A 23,171-nucleotide genomic window follows, 5' to 3' on the forward strand; every position below is an offset into this window, starting at 1 on the left:
AAAAAGTTTCACTCAAGCGTCATTTTGCACTATCACAAAGCACGCTCGGCTGCTAAATTCCCGCCCATCCAACGACTACAGCCGATTTCGAAACAAACTATCGAGGCCTCCCCATGCCCCAGACCCTTGACGCATTCCTGGCGCAGATCAAGCGCCGCGACCCCGACCAGCCGGAATTCCACCAGGCCGTGGAAGAGGTGGTGCGCAGCCTGTGGCCGTTCCTGCAGAGCGAGCCGCGCTACCTGAAGGCCAACATCCTCGAGCGCATCGTCGAGCCCGAGCGCGTGATCATGTTCCGGGTACCGTGGATCGACGACCAGGGCAACGTGCGCGTCAACCGCGGCTTCCGCGTGCAGATGAGCAGCGCCATCGGCCCGTACAAGGGCGGCCTGCGCTTCCACCCGTCGGTGAACCTGGGCGTGCTGAAGTTCCTGGCCTTCGAGCAGGTGTTCAAGAACTCGCTGACCTCCCTGCCCATGGGCGGCGGCAAGGGCGGCTCCGACTTCGATCCGAAGGGCAAGAGCGACAACGAAGTGATGCGCTTCTGCCAGTCGTTCATGAGCGAGCTGTACCGCCACATCGGCGCCGACCTCGACGTGCCGGCCGGCGACATCGGCGTGGGCGCCCGCGAGATCGGCTTCATGTACGGCCAGTACAAGCGCCTGGCCAACGAGTTCACCTCCGTGCTGACCGGCAAGGGCATGAGCTACGGCGGCAGCCTGATCCGTCCGGAAGCCACCGGCTACGGCTGCGTGTACTTCGCCCAGGAAATGCTCAAGAGCCGTCACGAAGGCTTCGACGGCAAGCGCGTGGCCATCTCCGGCTCGGGCAACGTGGCCCAGTACGCCGCGCTGAAGGTCATGGAACTGGGCGGCAAGGTCATCTCCCTGTCCGACTCCGCCGGCACCCTGTACATCGAGGCGGGCCTGAACAAGGAGCAGTTCGACTACCTGATGGACCTGAAGAACGTCCGTCGCGGTCGCATCGAGGAAATGGCGGCCCACTTCGGCCTGCAGTACCTGGAAGGCCAGCGTCCGTGGGGCATCGCGTGCGACATCGCCCTGCCGTGCGCCACCCAGAACGAGCTGGACGCCGAGGACGCACGCACCCTGATGAAGAACGGCTGCTTCTGCGTCGCCGAAGGCGCCAACATGCCGTCGACCCTGGAAGCGGTGGACCTGTTCATCGAGGCCGGCATCCTCTACGCCCCGGGCAAGGCCTCCAACGCCGGCGGCGTGGCCGTGTCGGGTCTGGAAATGAGCCAGAACGCCATGCGCCTGCTGTGGACCGACGGTGAAGTGGACGCCAAGCTGCACAGCATCATGCAGAACATCCACCACGCCTGCGTCAACTACGGCGAAGAGAACGGCCGCATCAACTACGTCAAGGGCGCCAACATCGCCGGCTTCGTCAAGGTCGCCGACGCCATGCTGGCCCAGGGCGTGGTCTGAGTTCCACCGCGCTCCCGCAGTACCCGAAAAGCCGGCCTAGCGCCGGCTTTTCCTCGTCTGCCGGTTTATTCCGAAAGGCTGGCAGAAGGCCATCAACCTACTTCGATTGGGTCTCATGTCCCGCGCTCGACTGATCTTCACTTGCTAGCAAAGCAAGTCAGCCGAGTAGTCACGGGAATGAGTACCAAGGCCGCGGGCAAGCCCCTTCTCCTCTGGATCGACCTGAGCTGCGACCAGGTCGCCGAGCAGTGCATCGAGCAGTTCGCCGCACAGTGCCGGATCGTCCGCGCCGACGGCCTCGACAGCCTGGCGGACGCCGCGGTGCAGACGCACGCGGACATGCTCTGCCTGCAGTTCGACCGCCCCGACGACCACGGCCTGCACCTGCTGCTGGAGATCAAGCGGCGCTTTGCCGCCCTGCCGATCACCATGCTCACCCTGCAGCACTCCGAGGAGCTGGCGGTGTGGGCCTTCCGTGCCGGCGTCTGGGACTACCTGGTGCTGCCGCTGTCCAGCGCCGAACGCCTGCGCTACCTCAAGGCCCTGCATGCCCTGCACGAGCTGCGCCTGCAACCGGCCGGCCCCGCCCCGCGCCAGCGCCTCGCCCGCGTCGAGCGACTGCCCGAGTGCGTGCGCCTCAACCGCGGCGCCGAGGCCCGGCAGCCGCTGCATGCCGCCCTGGCCCACATCGACAGCCACTTCCGCGAGCGCATCGAGGAACGCGAGATGGCCGAACTGTGCCGCATGTCGGTGGTGCGCTTCAGCCGGCTGTTCAAGCAGAGCTGCGGCATCGGCTTCCAGGAATACGTGATGGGCAAGCGCATGCAGGCCGCCGAGGACCTGCTGCTCAACAGCGATACGCCGATCGCCGGCATCGCCGGCAAGGTCGGCTTCAAGGATCCGTCCTACTTCGCCCGTGCCTTCCGCCAGCACTTCGGCCACAGCCCGAGCAGTTGCCGGCAGGCCCGCCAGCAGGCCGACCACCTCCCGCCCGCCATCGAGCGGGCCAGCGCCGCGGCCGCGCCGCCGGGCTAGGCCGCCCGGCAGGCCTCGTAGCCTTCCTCGCGCAGCGCCGCCAGCACCTGCTCGGCGCTCAGGCCGCTGTCGACCCGCACCTCGGCGCTCGCCAGGTCGACCTCGACCCGTGCGCTGCCGTCGAGCGCCTGGAGAGCCTGGGTGATGGCGCGGACGCAGTGCGCACAGGACATGCCCTGGACCTTGAAAACCTGCATGATGCCTTCCTCGCTTAACAATGGAGGCGACCAGTTTTGACCGCTGCGCCCCGGCCAGGTCAAGCGCCTGCGGCGCTGCGCCGCGCGCGACCTTGACCTTGCCCCCATGGCAAGGTCGATCCTTGACCGCCATCGCCCTTCTCTACTCGCGGGGAGCCCGCCATGAACATCGGCCAAGCCGCCAGCCGCTCCGGCCTCAGCGCCAAGATGATCCGCCACTACGAAAGCATCGGCCTGCTGCAGCCGGCCGGACGCGGCGACAACGGCTATCGCCGCTACGGAGAGCAGGACCTGCACCGTCTGACCTTCATCCGCCGCGCCCGCGACCTGGGCTTTTCTCTGGAGGAAATCGGGCGCCTGCTCGAGCTGTGGCAGGACCGCCAGCGCGCCAGCGCCGACGTCAAGGCGCTGGCCCTCGGCCATATCGCCGCCCTCGAGCGCAAGATCGCCGAACTGGCCAGCCTGCGCGACACCCTGAGCGATCTGGTCGAGCACTGCCAGGGCGACCAGCGCCCCGACTGCCCGATCCTGCACAGCCTGGAGTGCGGCACGCCGCCCGCCGGCGACTGAGGTGCGGCCGGCCCGGCGAACCGACGGGCGACCCGCCCTGCGACGACCCGGCGGAGTCAAACCGGGCGGGGGCATGGTAAGGTTGCCGCCTGTTCAGCATTGCCGTGGAAGTCCTCCATGTCCAACCCGACCGCCGGGCGAGCGTTGCGCCGCCGTCTGTTCAGCGGCAGCGCGTTGCTGCTGGCGCTGACCCAGCTCAGCGCCTGTGCCGAGCCTCCCGCCCAGGGCCCCGCCGCCAGCCTGCCGCTGGCCAGCGCAAGCGTGGTGGCGCCCGCCCTGTCCAGCGCCGCAGTGCCCGCCGCCGCGGCGCCGCAGCAGAGCTTTGCCGCCTGGCGCGACGCCTTCCGCCGCGAGGCGCTGGCCGCCGGCATCGCGCCGGCCACCTTCGCGCGCGCCTTCGCCGAGGTCACCGTCGACCCGGCGGTGATCCGCGCCGACCGCAGCCAGCCGGAGTTCAGCCGGCCGATCTGGGAATACCTCGACAGTGCCGTGTCGCCGCAACGCGTGCACCGCGGCCAGCGCCTGCTCGCCGAGCACGCCTCCACCCTGCGCGCCATCGAGCAGCGCTACGGCGTCGAGCGCAACGTGCTGGTGGCGATCTGGGGCATGGAGAGCAACTTCGGCAGCAACACCGGCAACCTGAGCGTGATCCGCTCGCTGGCCACCCTCGCCTACGAGGGCCGCCGGCCGCAGTTCGCCCACGACCAGCTGCTCGCCGCGCTGCAGATCCTCGAGCACGGCGACGTGCAGCCGCAGCGCATGCTGGGCTCCTGGGCCGGGGCCATGGGCCAGACCCAGTTCATCCCCACCACCTACCAGCGCCATGCGGTGGATTTCGACGGCGACGGCCGCCGCGACATCTGGGACTCCACCGCCGATGCGCTGGCCTCCACCGCCAACTACCTGAGCGCCTCGGGCTGGCAGAGCGGCAAGAGCTGGGGCATGGAAGTGCGCCTGCCGGCCGGCTTCGACTACGCCCTGGCCGACCCGGAGCAGCGCAAGCCGCTGGGCGAATGGCTGCGCTTGGGCGTGCGCCCGCAGCATCCCTACAACGTAGTGCGCGACGACAGCCAGCTGGCCAGCCTGGTGCTGCCGGCAGGCTACCGCGGCCCGGCCTTCCTGGTGCAGGACAACTTCCGCGCCATCCTCAAGTACAACAACTCCACCGCCTATGCCCTGGCCATCGGCCTGCTCGGCGAGCGCTTCGCCGGCGGCGGCCAGGTCGTCGCCGCCTGGCCGCGCGGCGAGCGCCCGCTGTCGCGCAGCGAGCGCATCGAACTGCAGGAGCGCCTGGCGCGCAGCGGCTTCGATCCCGGCACGGCCGACGGCATCATCGGCGCCAACACCCGCCGCGCGGTGCGCGCCACCCAGCAGCAGCTCGGCTGGCCGGCCGACGGCCACCCGAACCACCAGTTGCTGGAGCGGCTGCGCCAGCTGCCGTGAAGCGATCCCTGGCAACGCAAAAGGGCGACCCGTGGGTCGCCCTTTTGCGTTGCCGGCGTCCTACAGCGCGACCGGCATGCGCTCGCACAAGCCGACCAGCGCCTCGACCCACTGCGGATGGTCGTTCAGGCAGGGCACCAGCACCAGGTCGTCGCCGCCGGCGGCGCGGAACGCGGTGCGACCCTCGTCGCCGATCTCCTCGAGGGTCTCGATGCAGTCGGCGACGAACGCCGGGCACATCACCAGCAGCTTCTTCACCCCCTCGCGGGCCAGCCTCTCGAGGGTCGCGTCGGTGTAGGGCTCGATCCACTTGGCGCGGCCCAGCCGCGACTGGAAGGACATCGACCACTGCTCCTCGCCCAGGCCGAGCCGGGCGACCAGGCCTTCGCTGGTGCCCAGGCACTGCGCCCGGTAGCAGCTGGCCAGTACCGCGCCGCTGGCGCGCCGGCAGCAGTCGGCATCCTTCAGGCAGTGGCTGCCGGTGGGGTCGCTCTTGTGCAGGTGGCGCTCGGGCAGGCCGTGGTAGCTGAGCAGCAGGTGGTCGAAGCCCTGCTCCAGATGGGGGCGCACGCTCGCGGCCAGCGCCTCGAGGTATTCCGGCTGGTCGTAGAACGGCGGCAGCACGTCCACGGCGAAGGCATGTCCGCGCGCCGCCATCGCCCGCCGCGTCTCCTCGACCACCGTGGTCACCGTGCTGTCGGCGAACTGCGGATACAGCGGCACCAGGGTCACCCGCCGGACGCCCTGCGCAGCCAGGCGCTGCAGGCCACTGTCGATCGACGGCTCGCCGTAGCGCATCGCTAGCTCCACCGGGCCGTGCGCCCAGCGCTCGGCGACCTTCGCCTGCAGGCGGCGGCTGAGCACCATCAGCGGCGAGCCCTCCTCCCACCAGATCGAGCGGTAGGCCTCGGCCGAGGCCGCCGGCCGCCTAATCAGGATCATCGCCACGATCAGCCGGCGCAGCGGCCAGGGCAGGTCGATGACGTGGGGATCCATGAGGAACTGGTTGAGGTAGCGCCGCACGTCGGCCACCTCGGTGGAGGCCGGCGAGCCCAGGTTGACCAGCAGCAGGGCGTGATCGGTCATGCAGTGTCCTTGTCAGTGTCGAGCGAGGAGGTCGGCCAGCGCCGCCTCGAGATCGGGAAAACGGAAGCGGTAGCCGGCGTCTAGGGTACGCTGCGGCTGCAGGTGCTGGCCGCCGAGCAGCAGGCCGGCCATCTCGCCCAGCGCCAGGCGCAGCACGCAGGCCGGCGCCGGCAGCAGCGCCGGGCGATGCAGCACGCGGCCGAGGGTGCGGGCGAACTCGGCGTTGCGCACCGGATTCGGCGCGCAGGCATTATAGGGACCGCGGCATTCCTCATGGTGGAGGAGAAAGTCGATCAGCCCCACCTCGTCCTCCAGGTGGATCCACGGCATCCACTGCCGGCCGCTGCCCATGCGTCCGCCGAGGCCGAGGCGGAACGGCGGCAGCAGGCGCGCCAGCATGCCGCCGCGCGCCGCCAGCACCGGCGCGGTGCGCACCAGCACCACGCGGATGCCCAGCTCCTCGGCGCGCAGCGCCGCCGCCTCCCAGGCGAAGCACAGCTCGCTGGCGAAGTCCTCGCTGCCGGCCGGGCTGTCCTCGTTGAGCCGCCGCTCGCCGCCGTCGCCGTACCAGCCCACCGCCGAGCCGGACAGCAGCACCCCCGGCCTGAGCGGGCGCCGGGCCAGCCAGTCGACCAGTTGCCCGGTCAAGGCGATGCGGCTGTCCCACAGCTGCCGGCGGCGCGCGGCGGTCCACGGCCGGTCGGCGATCGGCGCCCCGGCCAGGTTGACCACCGCATCCAGCGGCAGGTCGGGGGCCAGCTCGTCGAGCCGGGCGATGCCGCGCGCGCCGCTGCACAGGCCGGCGACCTCCTGCGGGCGGCGGCTCCACACCACCAGTTCGTGCCCCTGCCCCGCCCACAGGCGACAGAGCGCCCGGCCGATCAGGCCGGTACCGCCGGTCAGCAGAATGCGCATCGCCGTATCTCCTCGTCTGCTCGCATGCGTCAGTCCTGAGTCTGGTCCACACTGAAAACACCGGCCAGGCCGCAACACGCTGGCGGCGGACCGGGTTCAAGGCTGGACCGCAGCATATCATTCTGTACATGAATGAGCATATTGTATAAGTAGAGTCCAAGGATTAGCCTGAATTCTCAGTGACAGAGGTGAAACATGAACACTCCCATCGCCATCATCGGCAGCGGCATGGCCGGCCTGTCGGCAGCCCAAGCGCTCACGGCGGCGGAGCTCGAGGTGCAGCTGTTCGACAAGGGACGCGGTAGCGGCGGGCGCATGTCGAGCAGGCGCTGCGATGTCGGCGACCTCGACCTGGGCGCCCAGTACTTCACCGCGCGCGACCGGCGCTTCGTCGAAGCCGTGCAGCAGTGGCAGGAGCAGGGCTGGCTGACCGAATGGAAGCCGGTGCTGTACCAGTCGCAGGGTGGCCAGCTGAGCCTCTCGGCGGACACCCAGCTGCGCTTCGTCGGCGTCCCGCGGATGAGCGCGCTGACCCGCAACCTGCTCGGCGAACTGCCGGCGACCTTCGCCTGCCGCATCACCGAGGTGTTCCGCGGCGAGCAGCACTGGCACCTGCTGGACGCCGACGGCCAGAGCCACGGCCCGTTCAGCAAGGTGATCATCGCCGCCCCCGCCCCGCAGGCCACCGCGCTGCTCTCCTCCGCGCCCAAGCTGGCCGCCACCGTGGCCAGCGTGGTGATGGAGCCGGTCTGGGCGGTGGCCCTGTCCTTCGGCAAGGCGCTCGACACCCCGGTCGAAGGCTGCTTCGTGCAGGACAGCCCGCTCGACTGGCTGGCGCGCAACCGCAGCAAGCCCGCCCGCAGCCAGAGCCCGGACACCTGGGTGCTGCACGCCACCAGCGCGTGGAGCCGCCAGCACCTCGACCTGCCGCGCGAGGCGGTGATCGAGCAACTGCGCTGCGCCTTCGCCGAGCTGATCGGCTGCGCCGTGCCGGAGGCCGACTTCAGTCTGGCCCATCGCTGGCTGTACGCCCGTCCGGCGCAGGCTCACCAGTGGGGCGCGCTGGCCGACCCCGACCTCGGCCTGTACGCCTGCGGCGACTGGTGCCTGTCCGGCCGCGTCGAGGGCGCCTGGCTGAGCGGCCAGGAAGCGGCTCGCCGCCTGCTCGAACACGCCGCCGCCTAGACCGGCCGCCGCCTGCGCCACGCCGGGCGCGGGCAGGCACCCGCCACTCCCCCTCGCTCAGCCTGCACCTGCCGAAAGGATGGCGGTGCAGCCGCTCGGCCGCAGGAGAACGCCAAAACCTGTACAATTGGCTTGACCTGTACAACAAAATATCCGACCCTGTAGAAGAGCTGTACAAGTCCGTTTCCCTGTACAGGCCGCAGCCGCCGGTGCCGCCTGCACCCGACCGCCAAGGTACACGCCATGATCCACGCACAGTCCCAATCCCCCCGCCTCAAGCTCGCCATCAGCGCCTGCCTGCTCGGCAACGAGGTGCGCTACAACGGCGGCCACAAGCAGTCGCTGCTGTGCCGCGAGGTGCTCGGCAAGCACTTCGACTTCCAGCCGCTGTGCCCGGAGATGGCCATCGGCCTGGGCGCCCCGCGCGAGCCGATCCGCCTGGTCGGCGACCCCGGCGCGCCGCGCGCGGTGGGCACGGTGACCCGCGAGCGCGACGTCACCGAGGCGCTGGCCGGCTACGCCGAAGGCGTCGCCGCGCGCCTGCACGACGTCAGCGGCCTGATCGTCATGCAGAAGTCGCCCTCCTGCGGCATGGAGCGGGTCAAGGTCTATCAGGACGATGGCCGCCCCGCCGAGCAGGGCGCGGGCATATTCACCGCCACCCTGGCGCGCCTGCGCCCCGAGCTGCCGATCGAGGAGGACGGCCGTCTCCACGATCCGGTGCTGCGCGAGAACTTCATCGCCCGGGTGTTCGCCTACGGCGACTGGCAGCGCCTGTGCGCCGAGGGCCTGACCCGCAAGGGCATCATCGCCTTCCACTCCCGCCACAAGTACCTGCTGATGGCCCACCACCCGCTCAAGTACCGCGAGCTGGGCCGCCTGCTGGCCGGCATCGGCGCGCACGACCCGGCCGAGTTCGGCCCGCGCTACTTCGCCGAGCTGATGGCCGCGCTGAAGCGCTGCGCCACCCGCGGCACCCACGCCAACGTCCTGCAGCACCTGTCCGGCTACCTGCGCCGCGCCCTGCCCGGCGAGGAGCGCCGCGAGATCCAGCAGCTGATCGAGCAGTACCGCGAAGGCATGGTGCCACTGGTGGTGCCGCTGACCCTGCTCAAGCACCACTTCCGCCGCCATCCGGACCGCTACGTCGCCCTGCAGGCCTACCTGCAGCCCCACCCGCAGGAGCTCGGCCTGCGCAACGCCATCTGAACGGCAAGCGGTGCTGCGCGACTGGCCGACGGCCCCGGCCGGTGCCCGCCACGACGCGGCCTGCTCGCCGCCCCCTGAGGAGATCCCGATGTCCCGTCTGGTCTGGCTGCGCAGCGACCTGCGCGTGCGCGACAACACCGCCCTGGCCGCCGCGGCAGCCCGCGGCGACGGCCCGCTGCTGGCCGTCTGGCTGCTCAGCCCGGCGCAGTGGCGCGCGCACGACGACGCAGCCTGCAAGGTCGACTTCTGGCTGCGCAACCTCGCCGAGCTGTCGAAGAGCCTCGCCGCGCTGAACATCCCGCTGCTGCTGCGCACCGCCGAGCGCTGGGACGACGCCCCCGCCGTGCTGCTGGCGCTGTGCCGCGAGCACGGCGTGCGCAGCGTCCACGTCAACGCCGAGTACGGCGTCAACGAACAGCGTCGCGACCGCGCGGTGGCCGCGACCCTGCAGGACGCCGGCATCGCCTGGCACAGCCATACCGACCAGGTGCTGTTCGCTCCCGGCAGCCTGCTGACCCGCAGCGGCGGCTACTTCCAGGTGTTCAGCCAGTTCCGCAAGCTCTGCTACGCACGCCTCGACGAAGCCCTGCCGGCGCTGCAGCCGCTGCCGTGCATCCAGCCGCCGAGCGGAATCGCCGGCGATCCGCTGCCGGTGGCGATCGACGGTTTCGCCACGCCCGGCGACGAACTGCGCCGGCTGTGGCCGGCCGGCGAGGCGGCTGCGCACCGCCAGCTGGAAGACTTCGTCGACGGACACCTGGCCTGGTACGCCGCCGAGCGCGACTTCCCGGCCAGGCCCGGCACCAGCGCCCTGTCGCCCTGGCTGGCCGCCGGCGTGCTGTCGCCGCGCCAGTGCCTGCACGCCGCGCTGGCGGTCAACGCCGGCGAGTTCGCCGACGGCAATCCCGGGGTGGTGACCTGGATCAGCGAGCTGCTCTGGCGCGAGTTCTACAAGCACATCCTGGTCGGCTACCCGCGGGTATCCATGGGCCGCGCCTTCCGCGTCGAGACCGAGGCGCTGGCCTGGCGCGACGCACCGGCAGACCTCGAAGCCTGGCAGCAGGGCCGCACCGGCATCCCCATAGTCGACGCCGCCATGCGCCAGCTGCTTGCCACCGGCTGGATGCACAACCGCCTGCGCATGATCGTCGCCATGTTCCTGACCAAGAACCTCTTGATCGACTGGCGCCACGGCGAGCGCTGGTTCATGCAGCAACTGATCGACGGCGACCTGGCCGCCAACAACGGCGGCTGGCAGTGGAGCGCCTCCACCGGCACCGACGCGGCGCCCTACTTCCGCATCTTCAACCCGCTGACCCAGTCGGAGAAGTTCGATCCGGACGGCGCCTTCATCCGCCAGTGGGTGCCGGAACTGGCCGGCCTGAACAGGCGCGACATCCACGACCCGGCGGCGCTCGGCGGGCTGTTCGGCGCGCCCGACTATCCGCGCCCGATCGTCGACCTGGCGCGCTCGCGCGAGCGTGCGCTGGCGGCTTTCAAGGCGCTGGACAAGGCCAGCGCCTGAGGCGAGTGGGCAGCCAGGGCGACCTCGCTTCGCTCAGAACGCGGTGCGATAGTGCAGCGTATAGGTCTCGGCGCCGTCGTTGGGCTGCTTGAGGCTGGCGTTGGAGTAGTGGATGGCGCGCACGCCGATCTCCTGGCCGGCGAAGCGCAGGCCGAAGCCGAGACGGTCCTCGAACTGGAACGCGGTGCTCAGATCGTGCTGCTCGAACTCGGTGCTGGAGAACAGCGCTACGCCTATGCCGGCCTCGACATAGGGGCGCACGCGCTCGCCGGCGAACTCGTAGACGAACACCGGGGCGAACGACAGGCTGTGGTTGCTGGCGGCCTTGTCGCCGAACCAGTAGGTGTAGCCGGCATCCCAGTAGCCGGTCAGGCGCCCGCTCGAGCTCTGCCACCAGCTGCGCTCGAAGTCGCGCTGCAGGGCCAGGCGCACCACCTGGGTGGACTCGCGGGTCACCCCGGCGGCCAGGGTCGCATCCCAGGCGCTGGCCGGGACGCTCGCGCCCAGGGCCGCCAGCACAGCACCGACAGTCAGCAATCGCTTCATGATGACGATTCCTTGCAATGAGCTTCCGTGGATGTCGTGGACTGCACGGCAACGACCAGCGCACCGGACACCGCCCCGCATGACGCCCTTGTTGCAAGTATAGGAGCCGCTCGTCGCCAGGAAAGCGCGCGGGCTCAGTCCTCCAGCCGCTCGACCGCCGCGGCCTCGCCCCACAGCACCGGCAGCACCCGCGCCAGAGCGGCCGGATCGCCGCTGGACCAGAAGCGCGCCGGCTGCGCCGGCCCGGCCGCCAGCAGCTCGCGCTCGCCGAGCAGGCGCCCGAGCTGGCGCGCCACCGCCGCGCCGGTGTCGATCAGCTGCACGTCCGCCGGTACCAGCTCGCGCAGCAGCGGCTTAAGGAAGGGATAGTGGGTGCAGCCGAGGATCAGGGTGTCGCAGCCGGCGTCGAGCAGCGGCTGCACGTAGGAGGCCAGCAGCGCGCGGGTCGCCGGCGCAGCCAGCGCGCCCTGCTCGACGCACTCCACCAGCCCCGGACAGGGCTGGGTGACCACGGTCACGTCGTGGGCGAAACGGTCGAGCAGCGCGGCGAAGCGTGCGCTCTTCAGCGTGCCGGTGGTGGCCAGCACGCCGACCGTGCCGCTGCGGGTGGCCGCCGCCGCCGGCTTGACCGCCGGCTCCATGCCGACGATAGGCAGGCCGGGATGGCGCTCGCGCAGCTCGGCCACCGCCGCCACGGTGGCGGTGTTGCAGGCCACCACCAGCGCCTTGGCGCCCTGCTCCAGCAGGAAGTCGGCGATGCGCCGGCAGCGCTCGCGGATGTACTCGGGACTCTTCTCGCCGTAGGGCACGTGGCCGCTGTCGGCGACGTAGAGCAGCGACTCGTGGGGCAGCCGCGCGCGGATCTCGCCAAGCACCGACAGGCCGCCGACCCCGGAGTCGAACACGCCGACCGGCGCCTCACTGGCCATGGCTTTCCCCGCAGACAGCGCACTGCGGATCGCGCCTGACGCGCAGCTCGCGGAAGCGGCTGCCCAGTGCATCGACCAGCAGCAGGCGGCCGACCAGCGGCTCGCCGAAGCCGGCCAGCAGCTTGAGCGTCTCCAGCGCCTGCAGGCTGCCGACCAGGCCGACCAGCGGGCCGAGCACGCCGGCCTCGCTGCAGGTCAGCTCGTCCTCGCTGCCCGCGCCATACAGGCAGTGGTAGCAGGGGCTGGCGGCATTGCGCGGATCGAACACCGACAGCTGGCCCTCGAGGCGGATCGCCGCACCGGACACCAGCGGCCGGCCGGCGGCGACGCAGGCGGCGTTGACCGCGGCGCGGGTGGTGAAGTTGTCGCAGCAGTCGACCACCACGTCGACCGCCGCCACCGCGGCCGCCAGGCTGTCGGCGTCCAGCGCCTGGCGCAGCGGCAGCAGCCGCACATGCGGGTTGATGGCCGCCAGGCGCGCCATCGCCGAGTCGACCTTGGCCTGGCCGACGCTGGCCGTGTCGTGGATCACCTGGCGCTGCAGGTTGGTCAGGTCGACCGTGTCGAAGTCAGCCAGGTGCAGCTCGCCGACCCCGGCCGCGGCCAGGTACAGCGCCACCGGCGAGCCGAGGCCGCCGAGGCCGACCACCAGCACCCTGCCGGCCCGGATCTTCAGCTGGCCGTCTATGTCGACCTGCCTGAGCAGGATCTGCCGGCTGTAGCGCAGCAGCTCGTCGTCACTGAGCATGAGTCTCTCCGTTCCAGCGGCCGAGGGTGATGCGCTGGTGGCCGCCGAGGTCACGGCGGCTCTCGACGTCAGTGAAGCCGCGCGCGGCGAACAGCGCGCGCACCGCCTCGGCCTGGTCATAGCCGTGCTCGAGCAGCAGCCAGCCGCCGGCTTCGAGATGCTCCGGCGCCTCATGGACGATCAAGCGGATATCGTCGAGTCCGTCCTGACCGGCGACCAGCGCGCTGGCCGGCTCGAAGCGCACGTCGCCCTCGCTCAGATGGCGGTCGTCCGCGGCGATATACGGCGGATTACCGACGATCATCGCGAAGCGTTCGCCGGTCAGCGCGGAAAACCAGCGGCTTTCGACGAAGCGGGCGTTGGCCAGCCCGAGCCGCGCGCCGTTGCGCTCGGCCAGCAGCACCGCCTCGGCCACCCGGTCGACGCCGAGCACCTGCCAGGCCGGGCGCTCGCAGGCCAGGGCCAGGGCGATGGCGCCGGTGCCGGTGCCGAGATCGAGCACCCGCGCCGGTCCGCCCGGGCCCAGCGCCAGCGCGGTCTCCACCAGCAGCTCGGTGTCCGGACGGGGGATCAGGGTGTGCGGCGCCACCTCCAGCTCCAGGCTCCAGAAGCCCTGGCGGCCGAGCAGGTAGGCCACCGGCTCGCCGGCACGGCGGCGTTCCAGCAGGGCGGCGAAGGCAGCGCACTGCGCGGCGTCGGGCTCGCGCTCCGGCCAGGTGCGCAGGTAGCTGCGCGGCTTGCCGAGCACATGGGCGAGCAGCAGCTCGGCGTCCAGGCGGGCGCTCGGCGAGTCGGGCAGCTCGGCGCCGTTCAGCAGGGATTCGATGGTGGGCATCAGCAGCGTTCTCCGGGGGAGGCGCGTTCGCATGTGGGGACGTAGGGTGGAAAACCCGCGCAGCGGTTTTCCACCATAGAGCCAGCGGTGGACAACGCTGCGCGGTTGTCCACCCTACGGAATCAATCGCCCAGCGCCGCCAGCTGGTCGGCCTGGTATTCCTGCAGCAGCGGCTCGATCACCTGCTCCACCGAACCGCCCAGCACCTCGCCCAGCGAGTACAGGGTCAGGTTGATGCGGTGGTCGGTGACCCGGCCCTGCGGGAAGTTGTAGGTGCGGATGCGCTCGGAGCGGTCGCCGGAGCCGACCAGCAGCTTGCGCGTCTCGGACATCTCCCTGTGCGCGGCGGCGTCCTGCTGGTCCTGCAGCTTGGCCGCCAGCCAGGCCATGGCCCGCGCGCGGTTCTTGTGCTGCGAGCGCTCTTCCTGGCACTCGACCACCATCCCGGTCGGCAGGTGGGTGATGCGCACCGCCGAGTCGGTCTTGTTGATGTGCTGGCCGCCGGCGCCGGAAGCGCGGTAGGTGTCGATGCGCAGATCGGCCGGGTTGATCTCGATGGCCGCCTGCTCGTCCGGCTCCGGCAGCACCGCCACGGTGCAGGCCGAGGTGTGGATGCGGCCCTGGGATTCGGTTTCCGGCACGCGCTGCACGCGGTGGGCGCCGGACTCGAACTTGAGCTTGGCGTAGACGTTGTCGCCCTCGACGCGGGCGATCACCTCCTTGTAGCCGCCGTGCTCGCCCTCGCTCTCGGAGAGGATCTCGACGCGCCAGCCCTGCTTCTCGGCGTAGCGCGAGTACATGCGGAACAGGTCGCCGGAGAAGATCGCCGCCTCGTCGCCGCCGGTGCCGGCGCGGATCTCGAGGAACACGTTGCGGCCGTCGTTGGGGTCTTTCGGCAGCAGCATGCGCTGCAGGCTGGCCTCGAGCACCTCGAGCTGCGCGCGGGCCGCGGCGACCTCCTCCTCGGCCATCTCGCGCAGGTCCGGGTCGCTGTCCTTGAGCAGCGCCTGGGCACCCTCGAGGTCGCCCTGCACCTTGCGGAAGGCGCGGAAGGCTTCGATCACCGGCTCGATCTCGGCGTATTCGCGGGAGTAGGCGCGGAACTTGGTCTGGTCGCCGATCACCTCGGCGTCGCCGAGCAGCGCGGTCAGCTCCTCGAAGCGGTCCTGCAGGGTATCGAGCTTGTTCAGCAGCGAGGCTTTCATCGGGGCGTGTTCACCATGGCTGGCGCCGCGCCGCTCGGCGGGCGCGCAGGGCGTTAGCGATGCTGCTCGCCGGAAAGGTCGAGCAGTTCCTGGGCCACGGCCAGCGCATCGTGGCGGCCGGCGGCGGAAAACTTCTTCAGCTGCACGCTGGGCGCGTGCAGCAGCTTGTTGGTCAGGCCGCGCGCCAGCTGGGCCAGCACCTCCTCGGCCGGGCTGCCGTTGCCGAGCAGGCGCAGGGCCTTGGTCAGCTCCTCGTCGCGCAGCTGCTCGGCGCGGGTGCGGTAGGCGCGCAGCAGGTCGACGCTGTCGCGCTCGCGCAGGCGCTCAATGAAGGCGCCGACCCCGGCCACCACCAGCTCCTCGGCGGCGCGCGCGGCGTCCTGGCGGTTGCGCAGGTTCTCGGCGATCACCTCGTGCAGGTCGTCGACGGTGTACAGGTAGACGTCGTCCAGCTCGCCGACCTCCGGCTCGATGTCGCGCGGCACGGCGATGTCGACCATGAACACCGGGCGGTGCTTGCGCTTCTTCAGTGCGCGCTCGACGGCGCCCTTGCCGAGGATCGGCAGCGGGCTGGCGGTGGAGCTGATGACGATGTCGCTGCCCACCAGCTGCTCGGGAATGTCGGCGAGCAGCACGGCCTGGCCGCCGACCTCGCCGGCCAGCGCACTGGCGCGCTCGAGGGTGCGGTTGGCCACCACGATGCGCTTGACCCCCTGCTCGTGCAGGTGGCGGGCGACCAGGGCGATGGTCTCGCCGGCGCCGATCAGCAGCGCCTGGCTGCGGCCGAGGTCGCTGAAGATCTGCTTGGCCAGGCTCACCGCGGCGAAGGCCACCGACACCGGGTTCTCGCCGATGCGGGTATCGGTGCGCACCGTCTTGGCGGTGCTGAAGGTGGCCTGGAACAGCCGGCCGAGCAGCGGGCCGAGGGTGCCGGCCTGCTGCGCGCTGGCGTAGGCGTCCTTCATCTGGCCGAGGATCTGCGGCTCGCCGAGGATCATCGAGTCCAGGCCGCAGGCCACGCGCATCATGTGGCGCACCGCCTCGTTGCCCTGGTGGATGTAGGCGCAGGCACGCAGCTCGTCGAGGCTGAGGCCGTGGTAGCCGGCCAGCCAGGCGAGGATTTCCTCCGCACGCGCCTCGTCCAGCGCCAGGTACAGCTCGCTGCGGTTGCAGGTGGAGAGGATCGCCGCCTCGCGGCACGGCGTCACTCGGCACAGCTGCTGCAGGGCGTCGACCAGTTGCTCGGGGCCGAAGGCCACGCGCTCGCGGACCGCCACCGATGCGGTTTTGTGGTTGATGCCGAGGGCGAGAAAAGCCATGCGGGGACGCTGAGGTGACCTGGAAAGCCGACAATTGTCCTACTTGGCGCGATACAGGACAACTGCCTAGCCGCCGCAGGCGACGATGGCCACCTGCAGCCATGGGATTGCCCCCCCGCTTGTGTCATGATTGCCCGACCTGCCGGTGAGCCCGCGTATGCCTGCCATGAACAAATCCCTCGCGCTGCTGACTGCCCTGGCGTTGCTGGGCGGTTGCCAGTTCCTGCCCTCCACTAGCCCCGACGGCAACCCGCCTGCGTCCGAGTCGACCGCGGCGCCGGCCAAGCCCGCCGCGCCCAGCGCCTCGTTCAGCCAGGACACCCTGTACAGCCTGCTGGTGGCCGAGCTGGCCGGCCAGCGCGACCGCTTCGACATCGCCCTGGCCAACTACATGGAGCAGGCCCGCGCCACCGGCGATCCGGCGGTGGCCGAGCGCGCCTTCCGCATCGCCGAATACTTGGGCGCCGACGAGGCCGCCCTGGAGACCGCCCTGCTGTGGGCCGACAGCGCCCCGGACAACCTCGACGCCCAGCGCATCGCCGCCATCCAGCTGGCCCGCGCCGGCCGCCACGACGAGGCCATGGGCTACATGGAGCAGGTGCTCAAGGCCAAGGGCGACACCCACTTCGACTTCCTCGCCCTCAGCGCCGCCCAGCTCGACCCCGAGGCCCGCGCCGGCCTGCGGCAGAGCTTCGAGCGCCTGCTCGAGCGCCATCCGGACAACGCCCAGCTGCTGTTCGGCCGCGCCGTGCTGCTGCAGCAGGACGGCCGCAGCGAGGAGGCGCTTGCCAGCCTGGAGGCGCACCCGGCCGGCAGCCGCGAGGTCGCCCCGCTGCTGCTGCGCGCCCGCCTGCTGCGCTCGCTCGGCCGCGGCGACGAGGCCCTCAGGGTGCTCGAGGGCGGCATCCGCCTGCACCCCGACGACAAGCGCCTGCGCCTGACCTACGCCCGCCAGTTGCTCGAGGACGAGCGCCTGGAGGATGCCCACCAGCAGTTCCGCGAACTGCTCAGGCGCTTCCCCGAGGACGACGACCTGCGCCTGTCGCTGGCCCTGGTCAGCCTCGAGGCCGAGGCCTGGGACGAGGCCCGCCCGCTGCTGCAGGAGCTGATCGAGCGCGACGCCCACGTCGACGCCGCCCACCTCAACCTCGGCCGCATCGCCGAGCAGGACGGCGATCGCGCCACCGCGCTGCGCGAATACGCCGCGGTCGGCCCGGGCAACGACTACCTGGCGGCGCAGGTGCGCCGCACCGAGCTACTGGTCAAGAACGGGCGCGTCGCCGAGGCCCAGCGCCTGCTGGCCGGCGCCCGCGACAGCCAGCCGGACTACGCCCTGCAGCTGTACCTGATCGAGATCGAGAGCCTGACCAACCAGGATCGCCTCGACGATGCCTGGCAGCGCACTGCCGAAGCGCTCGAGCAGTTCCCCGAGGATCTCAACCTGCTCTACACCCGCGCCATGCTGGCCGAGAAGCGCGGCGACCTGGCCGGGCTGGAGCGCGACCTGCGCTTCATCATCGGGCGCGAGCCGGAAAACGCCATGGCCCTCAACGCCCTCGGCTACACCCTGGCCGACCGCACCACCCGCTACGCCGAGGCCCACGCGCTGATCGAGAAGGCCTACGCGCTGAACCCGGACGACCCGGCGATCCTCGACAGCCTCGGCTGGGTCAACTACCGCCTGGGCAATCTGGCCGAAGCCGAGAAGCTGCTGCGCCAGGCCCTGGCGCGCATGCCCGACCATGAGGTCGCCGCCCACCTCGGCGAGGTGCTGTGGGCCAGCGGCAAGCAGGCCGAGGCCCGCGAAGTCTGGCGCAAGGCCCTGGCCGACACGCCGGACAGCGACATCCTGCGCGACACCCTCAAGCGCCTGACCGGCAAGGTGAAGCCGTGAGACTGCACCACCTGCTGTTCGCCGGCCTGCTGCTGCTCGCCGGTTGCGCCGGCATCGGCCCGCGCGAGGATCTCGGCGGCCAGGGCAGCCCCGCCGCCTGGCGCCAGCACAAGACCCAGGTCGCCGCCATCGACGGCTGGCAGATCAGCGGCAAGGTCGGCATCCGCGCGCCGCAGGACTCCGGCAGCGGCGTGCTGTTCTGGCTGCAGCGCCGCGACTACTACGACATCCGCCTGTCCGGCCCGCTCGGCCGCGGCGCCACCCGCCTGACCGGCCGCGAGGGCGACATCCTCCTCGAGGTGGCCAACCAGGGGCGCTACCAGGCCGCATCACCCGAGGCGCTGCTCGAGGAGCAGATCGGCTGGCGCCTGCCGGTCTCCCACCTGCTGTGGTGGATCCGCGGCCTGCCGGCGCCGGACAGCAAGAGCCGGCTGACCCTCGACGCCGACAGCCGCCTGGCGCGCCTGGAGCAGGACGGCTGGCGGATCGAATACGCCGACTACCGCCAGCAGGCCGGCTTCTGGCTGCCGCAACGCCTCAAGCTGCTGGGCGAGAACCTCGACATCACCCTGGTGATCAAGGACTGGCAGCCGCGCCGCCTCGGCCTGTGACCGCCCACCGCCCATGACCGACATGCACGACGCCACCCTGATCCTGCCGGCCCCGGCCAAGCTCAACCTGTTCCTGCACATCCTCGGCCGCCGCGCCGACGGCTATCACGAGCTGCAGACGGTGTTCCAGTTCCTCGACCACGGCGACGAACTGGGTTTCCGCCGGCGCGAGGACGGCGAGATCCGCCTGCACAGCGAGATCGCCGGGGTGCCCCACGACAGCAACCTGATCGTGCGCGCCGCGCGCCTGCTCCAGCAGGCATCCGGCACGCCGCTGGGCGCCGACATCTGGCTGGACAAGCGCCTGCCGATGGGCGGCGGCATCGGCGGCGGCAGCTCGGATGCCGCCACCACCCTGCTCGGCCTCGACCACCTGTGGCGGACCGAGCTCGGCCTCGACCGCCTGGCCGAACTCGGCCTGTCGCTGGGCGCCGACGTCCCGGTGTTCGTCCGCGGCCGCGCCGCCTTCGCCGGCGGCGTCGGCGAGCAGCTGGTGCCGGTCGAGCTGGAAGAGCCCTGGTTTCTCGTTGCAGTGCCGCAAGTGTCTGTCAGCACAGCAGAAATTTTCTCCGCGCCGGAGTTGACACGTGACACCCCTGCCATTAGAGTTTGCGGCCTTCCCGCAGGGGGCGGTCGTAACGACTGCCAGCCGGTGGTCGAGCAGCGTTACCCAGAAGTACGTAACGCCTTGAACTTGCTGAACAATTTTGTTCCCGCAAGAATGACCGGCACCGGAGCTTGTGTGTTTGGGAGCTTCCCAAACCGCGACGATGCTGATAAAATCTCGCGCCAGCTTCCGGGCACTCTGCCAAGCTTCGTGGCACGGGGTAGCAACATCTCGATGTTGCACCGCAGTCTCGAGGCAGTGCGCGGGAAGTGAATGCCAGGCATTCGGTTATACGATACAGGGGCGTCGCCAAGCGGTAAGGCAGCAGGTTTTGATCCTGCCATGCGTTGGTTCGAATCCAGCCGCCCCTGCCATAACCTCTCCGAGGGTCGTGTTTCCGGTTCCACATTCGATTTACGCCACAGGGGCGTCGCCAAGCGGTAAGGCAGCAGGTTTTGATCCTGCCATGCGTTGGTTCGAATCCAGCCGCCCCTGCCATATTCCTGAAAAACCTTTGTGGTTTTGCGGTCATGACCGCGAGGTCACAAAGGTTTTTTGTTCATCCAGGCCCACCCTCAGCCGGCAGGTACTGCGCGTGTCCAAGATGATGGTCTTCACGGGGAACGCCAACCCCGATCTCGCCCGCCGTGTCGTGCGTCAGCTGCACATCCCCCTCGGTGACGTTTCCGTAGGCAAGTTCTCCGACGGCGAAAGCAGTGTCGAAATCAACGAGAACGTGCGCGGCAAGGATGTGTTCCTGATCCAGCCGACCTGCGCGCCGACCAACGACAACCTGATGGAACTGATCGTGATGGCCGACGCCTTCCGTCGTTCCTCGGCCAGCCGCATCACCGCGGTCATCCCCTACTTCGGCTATGCCCGCCAGGACCGCCGCCCGCGCTCCGCCCGCGTGGCGATCAGCGCCAAGGTGGTGGCCGACATGCTGACCGTGGTCGGCATCGACCGCGTGCTCACCGTCGACCTGCACGCCGACCAGATCCAGGGCTTCTTCGACGTGCCGGTGGACAACATCTACGGCTCGCCGACCCTGGTCGACGACATCCAGGCCCAGCGCTTCGAGAACCTGATGATCGTCTCCCCGGACATCGGCGGCGTGGTGCGTGCCCGCGCCGTGGCCAAGAGCCTGGGCGTCGACCTGGCGATCATCGACAAGCGCCGGCCGAAGGCCAACGTCTCCGAGGTGATGCACATCATCGGCGACGTCGAGGGGCGCACCTGCGTGCTGGTCGACGACATGGTCGACACCGCCGGCACCCTGTGCCATGCCGCCACCGCGCTGAAGAAGCACGGTGCCGCCAAGGTCTACGCCTACTGCACCCACCCGGTGCTGTCCGGCCGCGCCATCGAGAACATCGAGAATTCGACGCTGGACGAGCTGGTGGTGACCAACACCATCCCGCTGTCCGCCGCTGCCCAGGCCTGCGAGCGCATCCGCCAGCTGGACATCGGTCCGGTGGTCGCCGAGGCCGTGCGCCGCATCAGCAACGAGGAATCCATCAGCGCCATGTTCCGCTGAGGAACGGGCGCCGATATAACCGCCCCGCCTTGCGGGGCCTACAAGCAACCGCCCGAACGCTGGTCGCAAGCGTTTCGGGCGTTGTTGTCATTCTGGAGAACTGCAATGACCAACTTCACCCTGAATGCCCAAGCGCGTTCCGACCTGGGGAAAGGTGCGAGCCGCCGCCTGCGTCGTAACGCCAACCTGGTTCCGGCCGTCGTCTACGGCGGCGAGCAGGCCCCGCAGTCCATCTGCATGGAAGCCCGCGAAGTCGTCAAGCTGCTGGAAGACCAGGCCGTGTTCGCCAACACCGTCGCCCTGAACATCGACGGCGTCGTGCAGAACGTGGTGATCAAGGCCATCCAGCGTCATCCGTCCAAGGGCTTCGCCCTGCACATGGACTTCGTGCGCGCCTGATAATCGCCTGCACGTCTGAGAGAGCCCCTGTCGTGACTGCCATCCAACTGATCGTCGGCCTCGGTAACCCCGGTCCGGAATACGAGCAGACCCGGCACAACGCAGGGGCTCTTTTCGTCGAGGAGCTGGCCCGCAAGCTGGGCGTCAACCTCGCCACCGACAAGAAGTACTTCGGCCTGGTCGGCAAGTTCAGCCATCAGGGCCGCGACGTTCGTCTGCTCATCCCCACCACCTACATGAACCGCAGCGGCCAGTCCGTGGCGGCGCTGGCGAACTTCTTCCGCATTCCGCCGGCGGCCATCCTGGTGGCCCACGACGAACTCGACATGCCCCCCGGCACCGCCAAGCTCAAGCAGGGCGGCGGCCACGGCGGCCACAACGGGCTGCGCGACATCATCGCCCAGCTCGGCAACCAGAATTCCTTCTATCGCCTGCGGCTCGGCATCGGCCACCCCGGCGACAAGAACCTCGTCTCCGGCTTCGTCCTCGGCCGGGCTCCGCGCAGCGAACAGGAAAAGCTCGAGGCGAGCATCGACTTCGCCCTCGACGTGCTGCCGGAAATGCTCGCCGGCGACTGGACCAAGGCCATGCAGCAGCTGCACAGCCAGAAAGCCTGACGCCCCCCCCCTTTTCGACCGAATTCATCTCCGCGAGGGATACACCATGGGATTCAACTGCGGCATCGTCGGCCTGCCCAACGTCGGCAAGTCCACCCTGTTCAACGCCCTGACCAAGTCCGGCATCGCCGCGGAGAACTTCCCGTTCTGCACCATCGAGCCGAACAGCGGCATCGTACCGATGCCCGACCCGCGCCTCGACGCGCTGGCCGAGATCGTCAAGCCCGAGCGCGTGCTGCCGACCACCATGGAGTTCGTCGACATCGCCGGCCTGGTCGCCGGCGCCTCCAAGGGTGAGGGCCTGGGCAACAAGTTCCTCGCCAACATCCGCGAGACCGACGCCATCGCCCACGTGGTGCGCTGCTTCGAGGACGACAACGTGATCCACGTGTCCAACTCGGTCGATCCCCGGCGCGACATCGAGATCATCGACCTCGAGCTGATCTTCGCCGACCTCGACAGCTGCGAGAAGCAGCTGCAGAAGGTGCAGCGCAACGCCAAGGGCGGCGACAAGGAAGCCCTGGCGCAGAAGGCCATCCTCGAGCATCTGATCCCCCACTTCAGCGAAGGCAAGCCGGCACGCTCGCTGATGAAGCACATGGACGAGGAGCAGAAGCGCGTCATCCGCGGCTTCCACCTGCTGACCAGCAAGCCGGTGATGTACATCGCCAACGTCGCCGAGGACGGCTTCGACGCCAACCCCCACCTCGACGTGGTGCGCGCCATCGCCGAGGAAGAAGGCGCCATCGTGGTGCCGGTGTGCAACAAGATCGAGGCGGAGATCGCCGAGCTCGACGACGACGAGGAGAAGCAGATGTTCCTCGAGTCGATGGGCATGGAGGAACCGGGCCTCAACCGGGTGATCCGCGCCGGCTACCAGCTGCTCGGCCTGCAGACCTACTTCACCGCCGGGGTGAAGGAAGTGCGCGCCTGGACCGTGAAGATCGGCGCCACCGCCCCGCAGGCCGCCGCGGTGATCCACACCGACTTCGAGAAGGGCTTCATCCGCGCCGAGGTCATCGCCTACGACGACTTCATCCAGTACCGCGGCGAAGCCGGCGCCAAGGAAGCCGGCAAGTGGCGCCTGGAAGGCAAGGACTACATCGTCAAGGACGGCGACGTGATGCACTTCCGCTTCAACGTCTGAGCCTCTCCGCCTGCCGACAAGCCCCGCCCCGTGCGGGGCTTGTGCTTTCTGCCCTTCCTCCTTCCGCCCCCTCCTCTTCCTCCAGGCGCTCGCCAGCACAGCCGAATCGGCTGTCGCGCCTTGCCTTTCAGCTTTCCAGGCTGGGCGGCGACAGCAGATCA

The 23,171-nt window shown here is 69.9% G+C and carries 22 protein-coding genes, 2 tRNA genes and 1 pseudogene; 16 read left to right on the plus strand and 9 right to left on the minus strand.

Going from position 1 to position 23,171, the window contains the following annotated elements; genetic code table 11:
• Positions 1-113 precede the first annotated feature (113 nt).
• Positions 114-1,451 carry an NADP-specific glutamate dehydrogenase gene (gene gdhA / locus SK095_RS12005; RefSeq protein WP_136490843.1) on the plus strand — a complete coding sequence of 446 codons (1,338 nt, stop codon included), beginning with the start codon at positions 114-116 and terminating at the stop codon, positions 1,449-1,451.
• 177 nt (positions 1,452-1,628) lie between these two features.
• Positions 1,629-2,486, plus strand: coding sequence for a response regulator transcription factor (locus SK095_RS12010; RefSeq protein ID WP_320546426.1), 858 nt, complete (start codon positions 1,629-1,631; stop codon positions 2,484-2,486).
• On the opposite strand, the gene SK095_RS12015 is transcribed toward SK095_RS12010, so the two are convergent.
• Positions 2,483-2,683 carry a heavy-metal-associated domain-containing protein gene (locus SK095_RS12015; RefSeq protein WP_136490845.1) on the minus strand — a complete coding sequence of 67 codons (201 nt, stop codon included), beginning with the start codon at positions 2,681-2,683 and terminating at the stop codon, positions 2,483-2,485. The genes SK095_RS12010 and SK095_RS12015 overlap by 4 nt on opposite strands.
• Positions 2,684-2,845: 162 nt before the next feature.
• Between SK095_RS12015 and cueR the strand changes: the two genes are divergently transcribed.
• Together cueR and SK095_RS12025 are read left to right on the plus strand one after the other, a co-directional pair.
• Complete coding sequence (cueR, locus tag SK095_RS12020; protein WP_136490846.1) at positions 2,846-3,253, plus strand: Cu(I)-responsive transcriptional regulator; 408 nt, start codon at positions 2,846-2,848, stop codon at positions 3,251-3,253.
• 117 nt (positions 3,254-3,370) lie between these two features.
• On the plus strand, positions 3,371-4,696 hold the full coding sequence (locus tag SK095_RS12025; protein WP_320546427.1) for a lytic murein transglycosylase: 1,326 nt from the start codon (positions 3,371-3,373) through the stop codon (positions 4,694-4,696).
• A 60-nt stretch (positions 4,697-4,756) separates the two neighbouring features.
• Here SK095_RS12025 and hemH read toward each other — a convergent pair whose 3' ends face one another.
• Together hemH and SK095_RS12035 are read right to left on the minus strand one after the other, a co-directional pair.
• Positions 4,757-5,782 carry a ferrochelatase gene (gene hemH, locus SK095_RS12030; protein WP_320546428.1) on the minus strand — a complete coding sequence of 342 codons (1,026 nt, stop codon included), beginning with the start codon at positions 5,780-5,782 and terminating at the stop codon, positions 4,757-4,759.
• 12 nt (positions 5,783-5,794) lie between these two features.
• A complete protein-coding gene (locus SK095_RS12035) occupies positions 5,795-6,697 on the minus strand; it encodes a TIGR01777 family oxidoreductase (protein WP_320546429.1) in 903 nt (300 codons plus the stop codon).
• 195 nt (positions 6,698-6,892) lie between these two features.
• Between SK095_RS12035 and SK095_RS12040 the strand changes: the two genes are divergently transcribed.
• The 3 genes from SK095_RS12040 (at position 6,893) to phrB (ending at position 10,616) form a co-directional block, all read left to right on the plus strand.
• A complete protein-coding gene (locus SK095_RS12040) occupies positions 6,893-7,882 on the plus strand; it encodes an NAD(P)/FAD-dependent oxidoreductase (protein WP_320546430.1) in 990 nt (329 codons plus the stop codon).
• A gap of 243 nt (positions 7,883-8,125) precedes the next feature.
• Entirely contained in the window at positions 8,126-9,091 is a 966-nt protein-coding gene (locus tag SK095_RS12045) for a YbgA family protein (RefSeq protein ID WP_136490851.1), read from the plus strand.
• Positions 9,092-9,179: 88 nt separating this feature from the next.
• Positions 9,180-10,616 (plus strand): deoxyribodipyrimidine photo-lyase, encoded by a 1,437-nt coding sequence (gene phrB, locus SK095_RS12050; RefSeq protein ID WP_320546431.1) that lies wholly within the window; start codon positions 9,180-9,182, stop codon positions 10,614-10,616.
• A 33-nt stretch (positions 10,617-10,649) separates the two neighbouring features.
• Here the strand turns inward: phrB and SK095_RS12055 are convergent, their stop codons facing one another.
• The 6 genes from SK095_RS12055 to hemA all read right to left on the minus strand — a co-directional run bounded on the left by SK095_RS12055 (position 10,650) and on the right by hemA (position 16,198).
• Positions 10,650-11,162, minus strand: a complete 513-nt coding sequence (locus SK095_RS12055; RefSeq protein WP_136490853.1) for an acyloxyacyl hydrolase — start codon at positions 11,160-11,162, stop codon at positions 10,650-10,652.
• A 134-nt stretch (positions 11,163-11,296) separates the two neighbouring features.
• Positions 11,297-12,091 (minus strand): glutamate racemase, encoded by a 795-nt coding sequence (gene murI, locus SK095_RS12060; protein WP_320546432.1) that lies wholly within the window; start codon positions 12,089-12,091, stop codon positions 11,297-11,299.
• On the minus strand, positions 12,081-12,839 hold the full coding sequence (moeB, locus tag SK095_RS12065; protein WP_320546433.1) for a molybdopterin-synthase adenylyltransferase MoeB: 759 nt from the start codon (positions 12,837-12,839) through the stop codon (positions 12,081-12,083). The genes murI and moeB overlap by 11 nt, the downstream gene beginning before the upstream one ends.
• Positions 12,829-13,674 (minus strand): peptide chain release factor N(5)-glutamine methyltransferase, encoded by an 846-nt coding sequence (gene prmC / locus SK095_RS12070; RefSeq protein ID WP_320546434.1) that lies wholly within the window; start codon positions 13,672-13,674, stop codon positions 12,829-12,831. Before prmC ends, moeB begins: the two co-directional genes overlap by 11 nt.
• 122 nt (positions 13,675-13,796) lie before the next feature.
• Positions 13,797-14,879 (minus strand): peptide chain release factor 1, encoded by a 1,083-nt coding sequence (gene prfA, locus SK095_RS12075; protein ID WP_136490194.1) that lies wholly within the window; start codon positions 14,877-14,879, stop codon positions 13,797-13,799.
• 53 nt (positions 14,880-14,932) lie between these two features.
• Positions 14,933-16,198 (minus strand): glutamyl-tRNA reductase, encoded by a 1,266-nt coding sequence (hemA, locus tag SK095_RS12080; protein WP_320546435.1) that lies wholly within the window; start codon positions 16,196-16,198, stop codon positions 14,933-14,935.
• Between the two features lie 166 nt (positions 16,199-16,364).
• Between hemA and SK095_RS12085 the strand changes: the two genes are divergently transcribed.
• From SK095_RS12085 to ychF, 9 genes and pseudogenes are all read left to right on the plus strand, one after another.
• Positions 16,365-18,092 (plus strand): tetratricopeptide repeat protein, encoded by a 1,728-nt coding sequence (locus SK095_RS12085; protein WP_320546436.1) that lies wholly within the window; start codon positions 16,365-16,367, stop codon positions 18,090-18,092.
• Positions 18,089-18,703: a lipoprotein insertase outer membrane protein LolB gene (gene lolB / locus SK095_RS12090; RefSeq protein WP_320546437.1), complete on the plus strand. Its 615-nt coding sequence runs from the start codon at positions 18,089-18,091 to the stop codon at positions 18,701-18,703. Before SK095_RS12085 ends, lolB begins: the two co-directional genes overlap by 4 nt.
• A gap of 22 nt (positions 18,704-18,725) precedes the next feature.
• Positions 18,726-19,583, plus strand: coding sequence for a 4-(cytidine 5'-diphospho)-2-C-methyl-D-erythritol kinase (ispE, locus tag SK095_RS12095; RefSeq protein ID WP_320548891.1), 858 nt, complete (start codon positions 18,726-18,728; stop codon positions 19,581-19,583).
• A 26-nt stretch (positions 19,584-19,609) separates the two neighbouring features.
• A tRNA-Gln gene (locus tag SK095_RS12100) sits at positions 19,610-19,684 on the plus strand.
• Positions 19,685-19,733: 49 nt separating this feature from the next.
• Positions 19,734-19,808, plus strand: a tRNA-Gln gene (locus SK095_RS12105).
• A gap of 97 nt (positions 19,809-19,905) precedes the next feature.
• A complete protein-coding gene (locus tag SK095_RS12110) occupies positions 19,906-20,847 on the plus strand; it encodes a ribose-phosphate pyrophosphokinase (RefSeq protein WP_136490198.1) in 942 nt (313 codons plus the stop codon).
• 105 nt (positions 20,848-20,952) lie between these two features.
• Positions 20,953-21,240: pseudogene (gene rplY, locus SK095_RS12115) on the plus strand (50S ribosomal protein L25); the annotation flags it as partial.
• A gap of 38 nt (positions 21,241-21,278) precedes the next feature.
• Positions 21,279-21,863 (plus strand): aminoacyl-tRNA hydrolase, encoded by a 585-nt coding sequence (gene pth, locus SK095_RS12120; RefSeq protein ID WP_320546438.1) that lies wholly within the window; start codon positions 21,279-21,281, stop codon positions 21,861-21,863.
• A 46-nt stretch (positions 21,864-21,909) separates the two neighbouring features.
• The gene (ychF, locus tag SK095_RS12125; protein ID WP_320546439.1) at positions 21,910-23,010 is read left to right on the plus strand and encodes a redox-regulated ATPase YchF; all 1,101 of its coding nucleotides are present in this window, start codon (positions 21,910-21,912) and stop codon (positions 23,008-23,010) included.
• Positions 23,011-23,171 lie beyond the last annotated feature (161 nt).

This window comes from Pseudomonas sp. AN-1 (assembly GCF_034057115.1).
Lineage (GTDB): Bacteria > Pseudomonadota > Gammaproteobacteria > Pseudomonadales > Pseudomonadaceae > Geopseudomonas.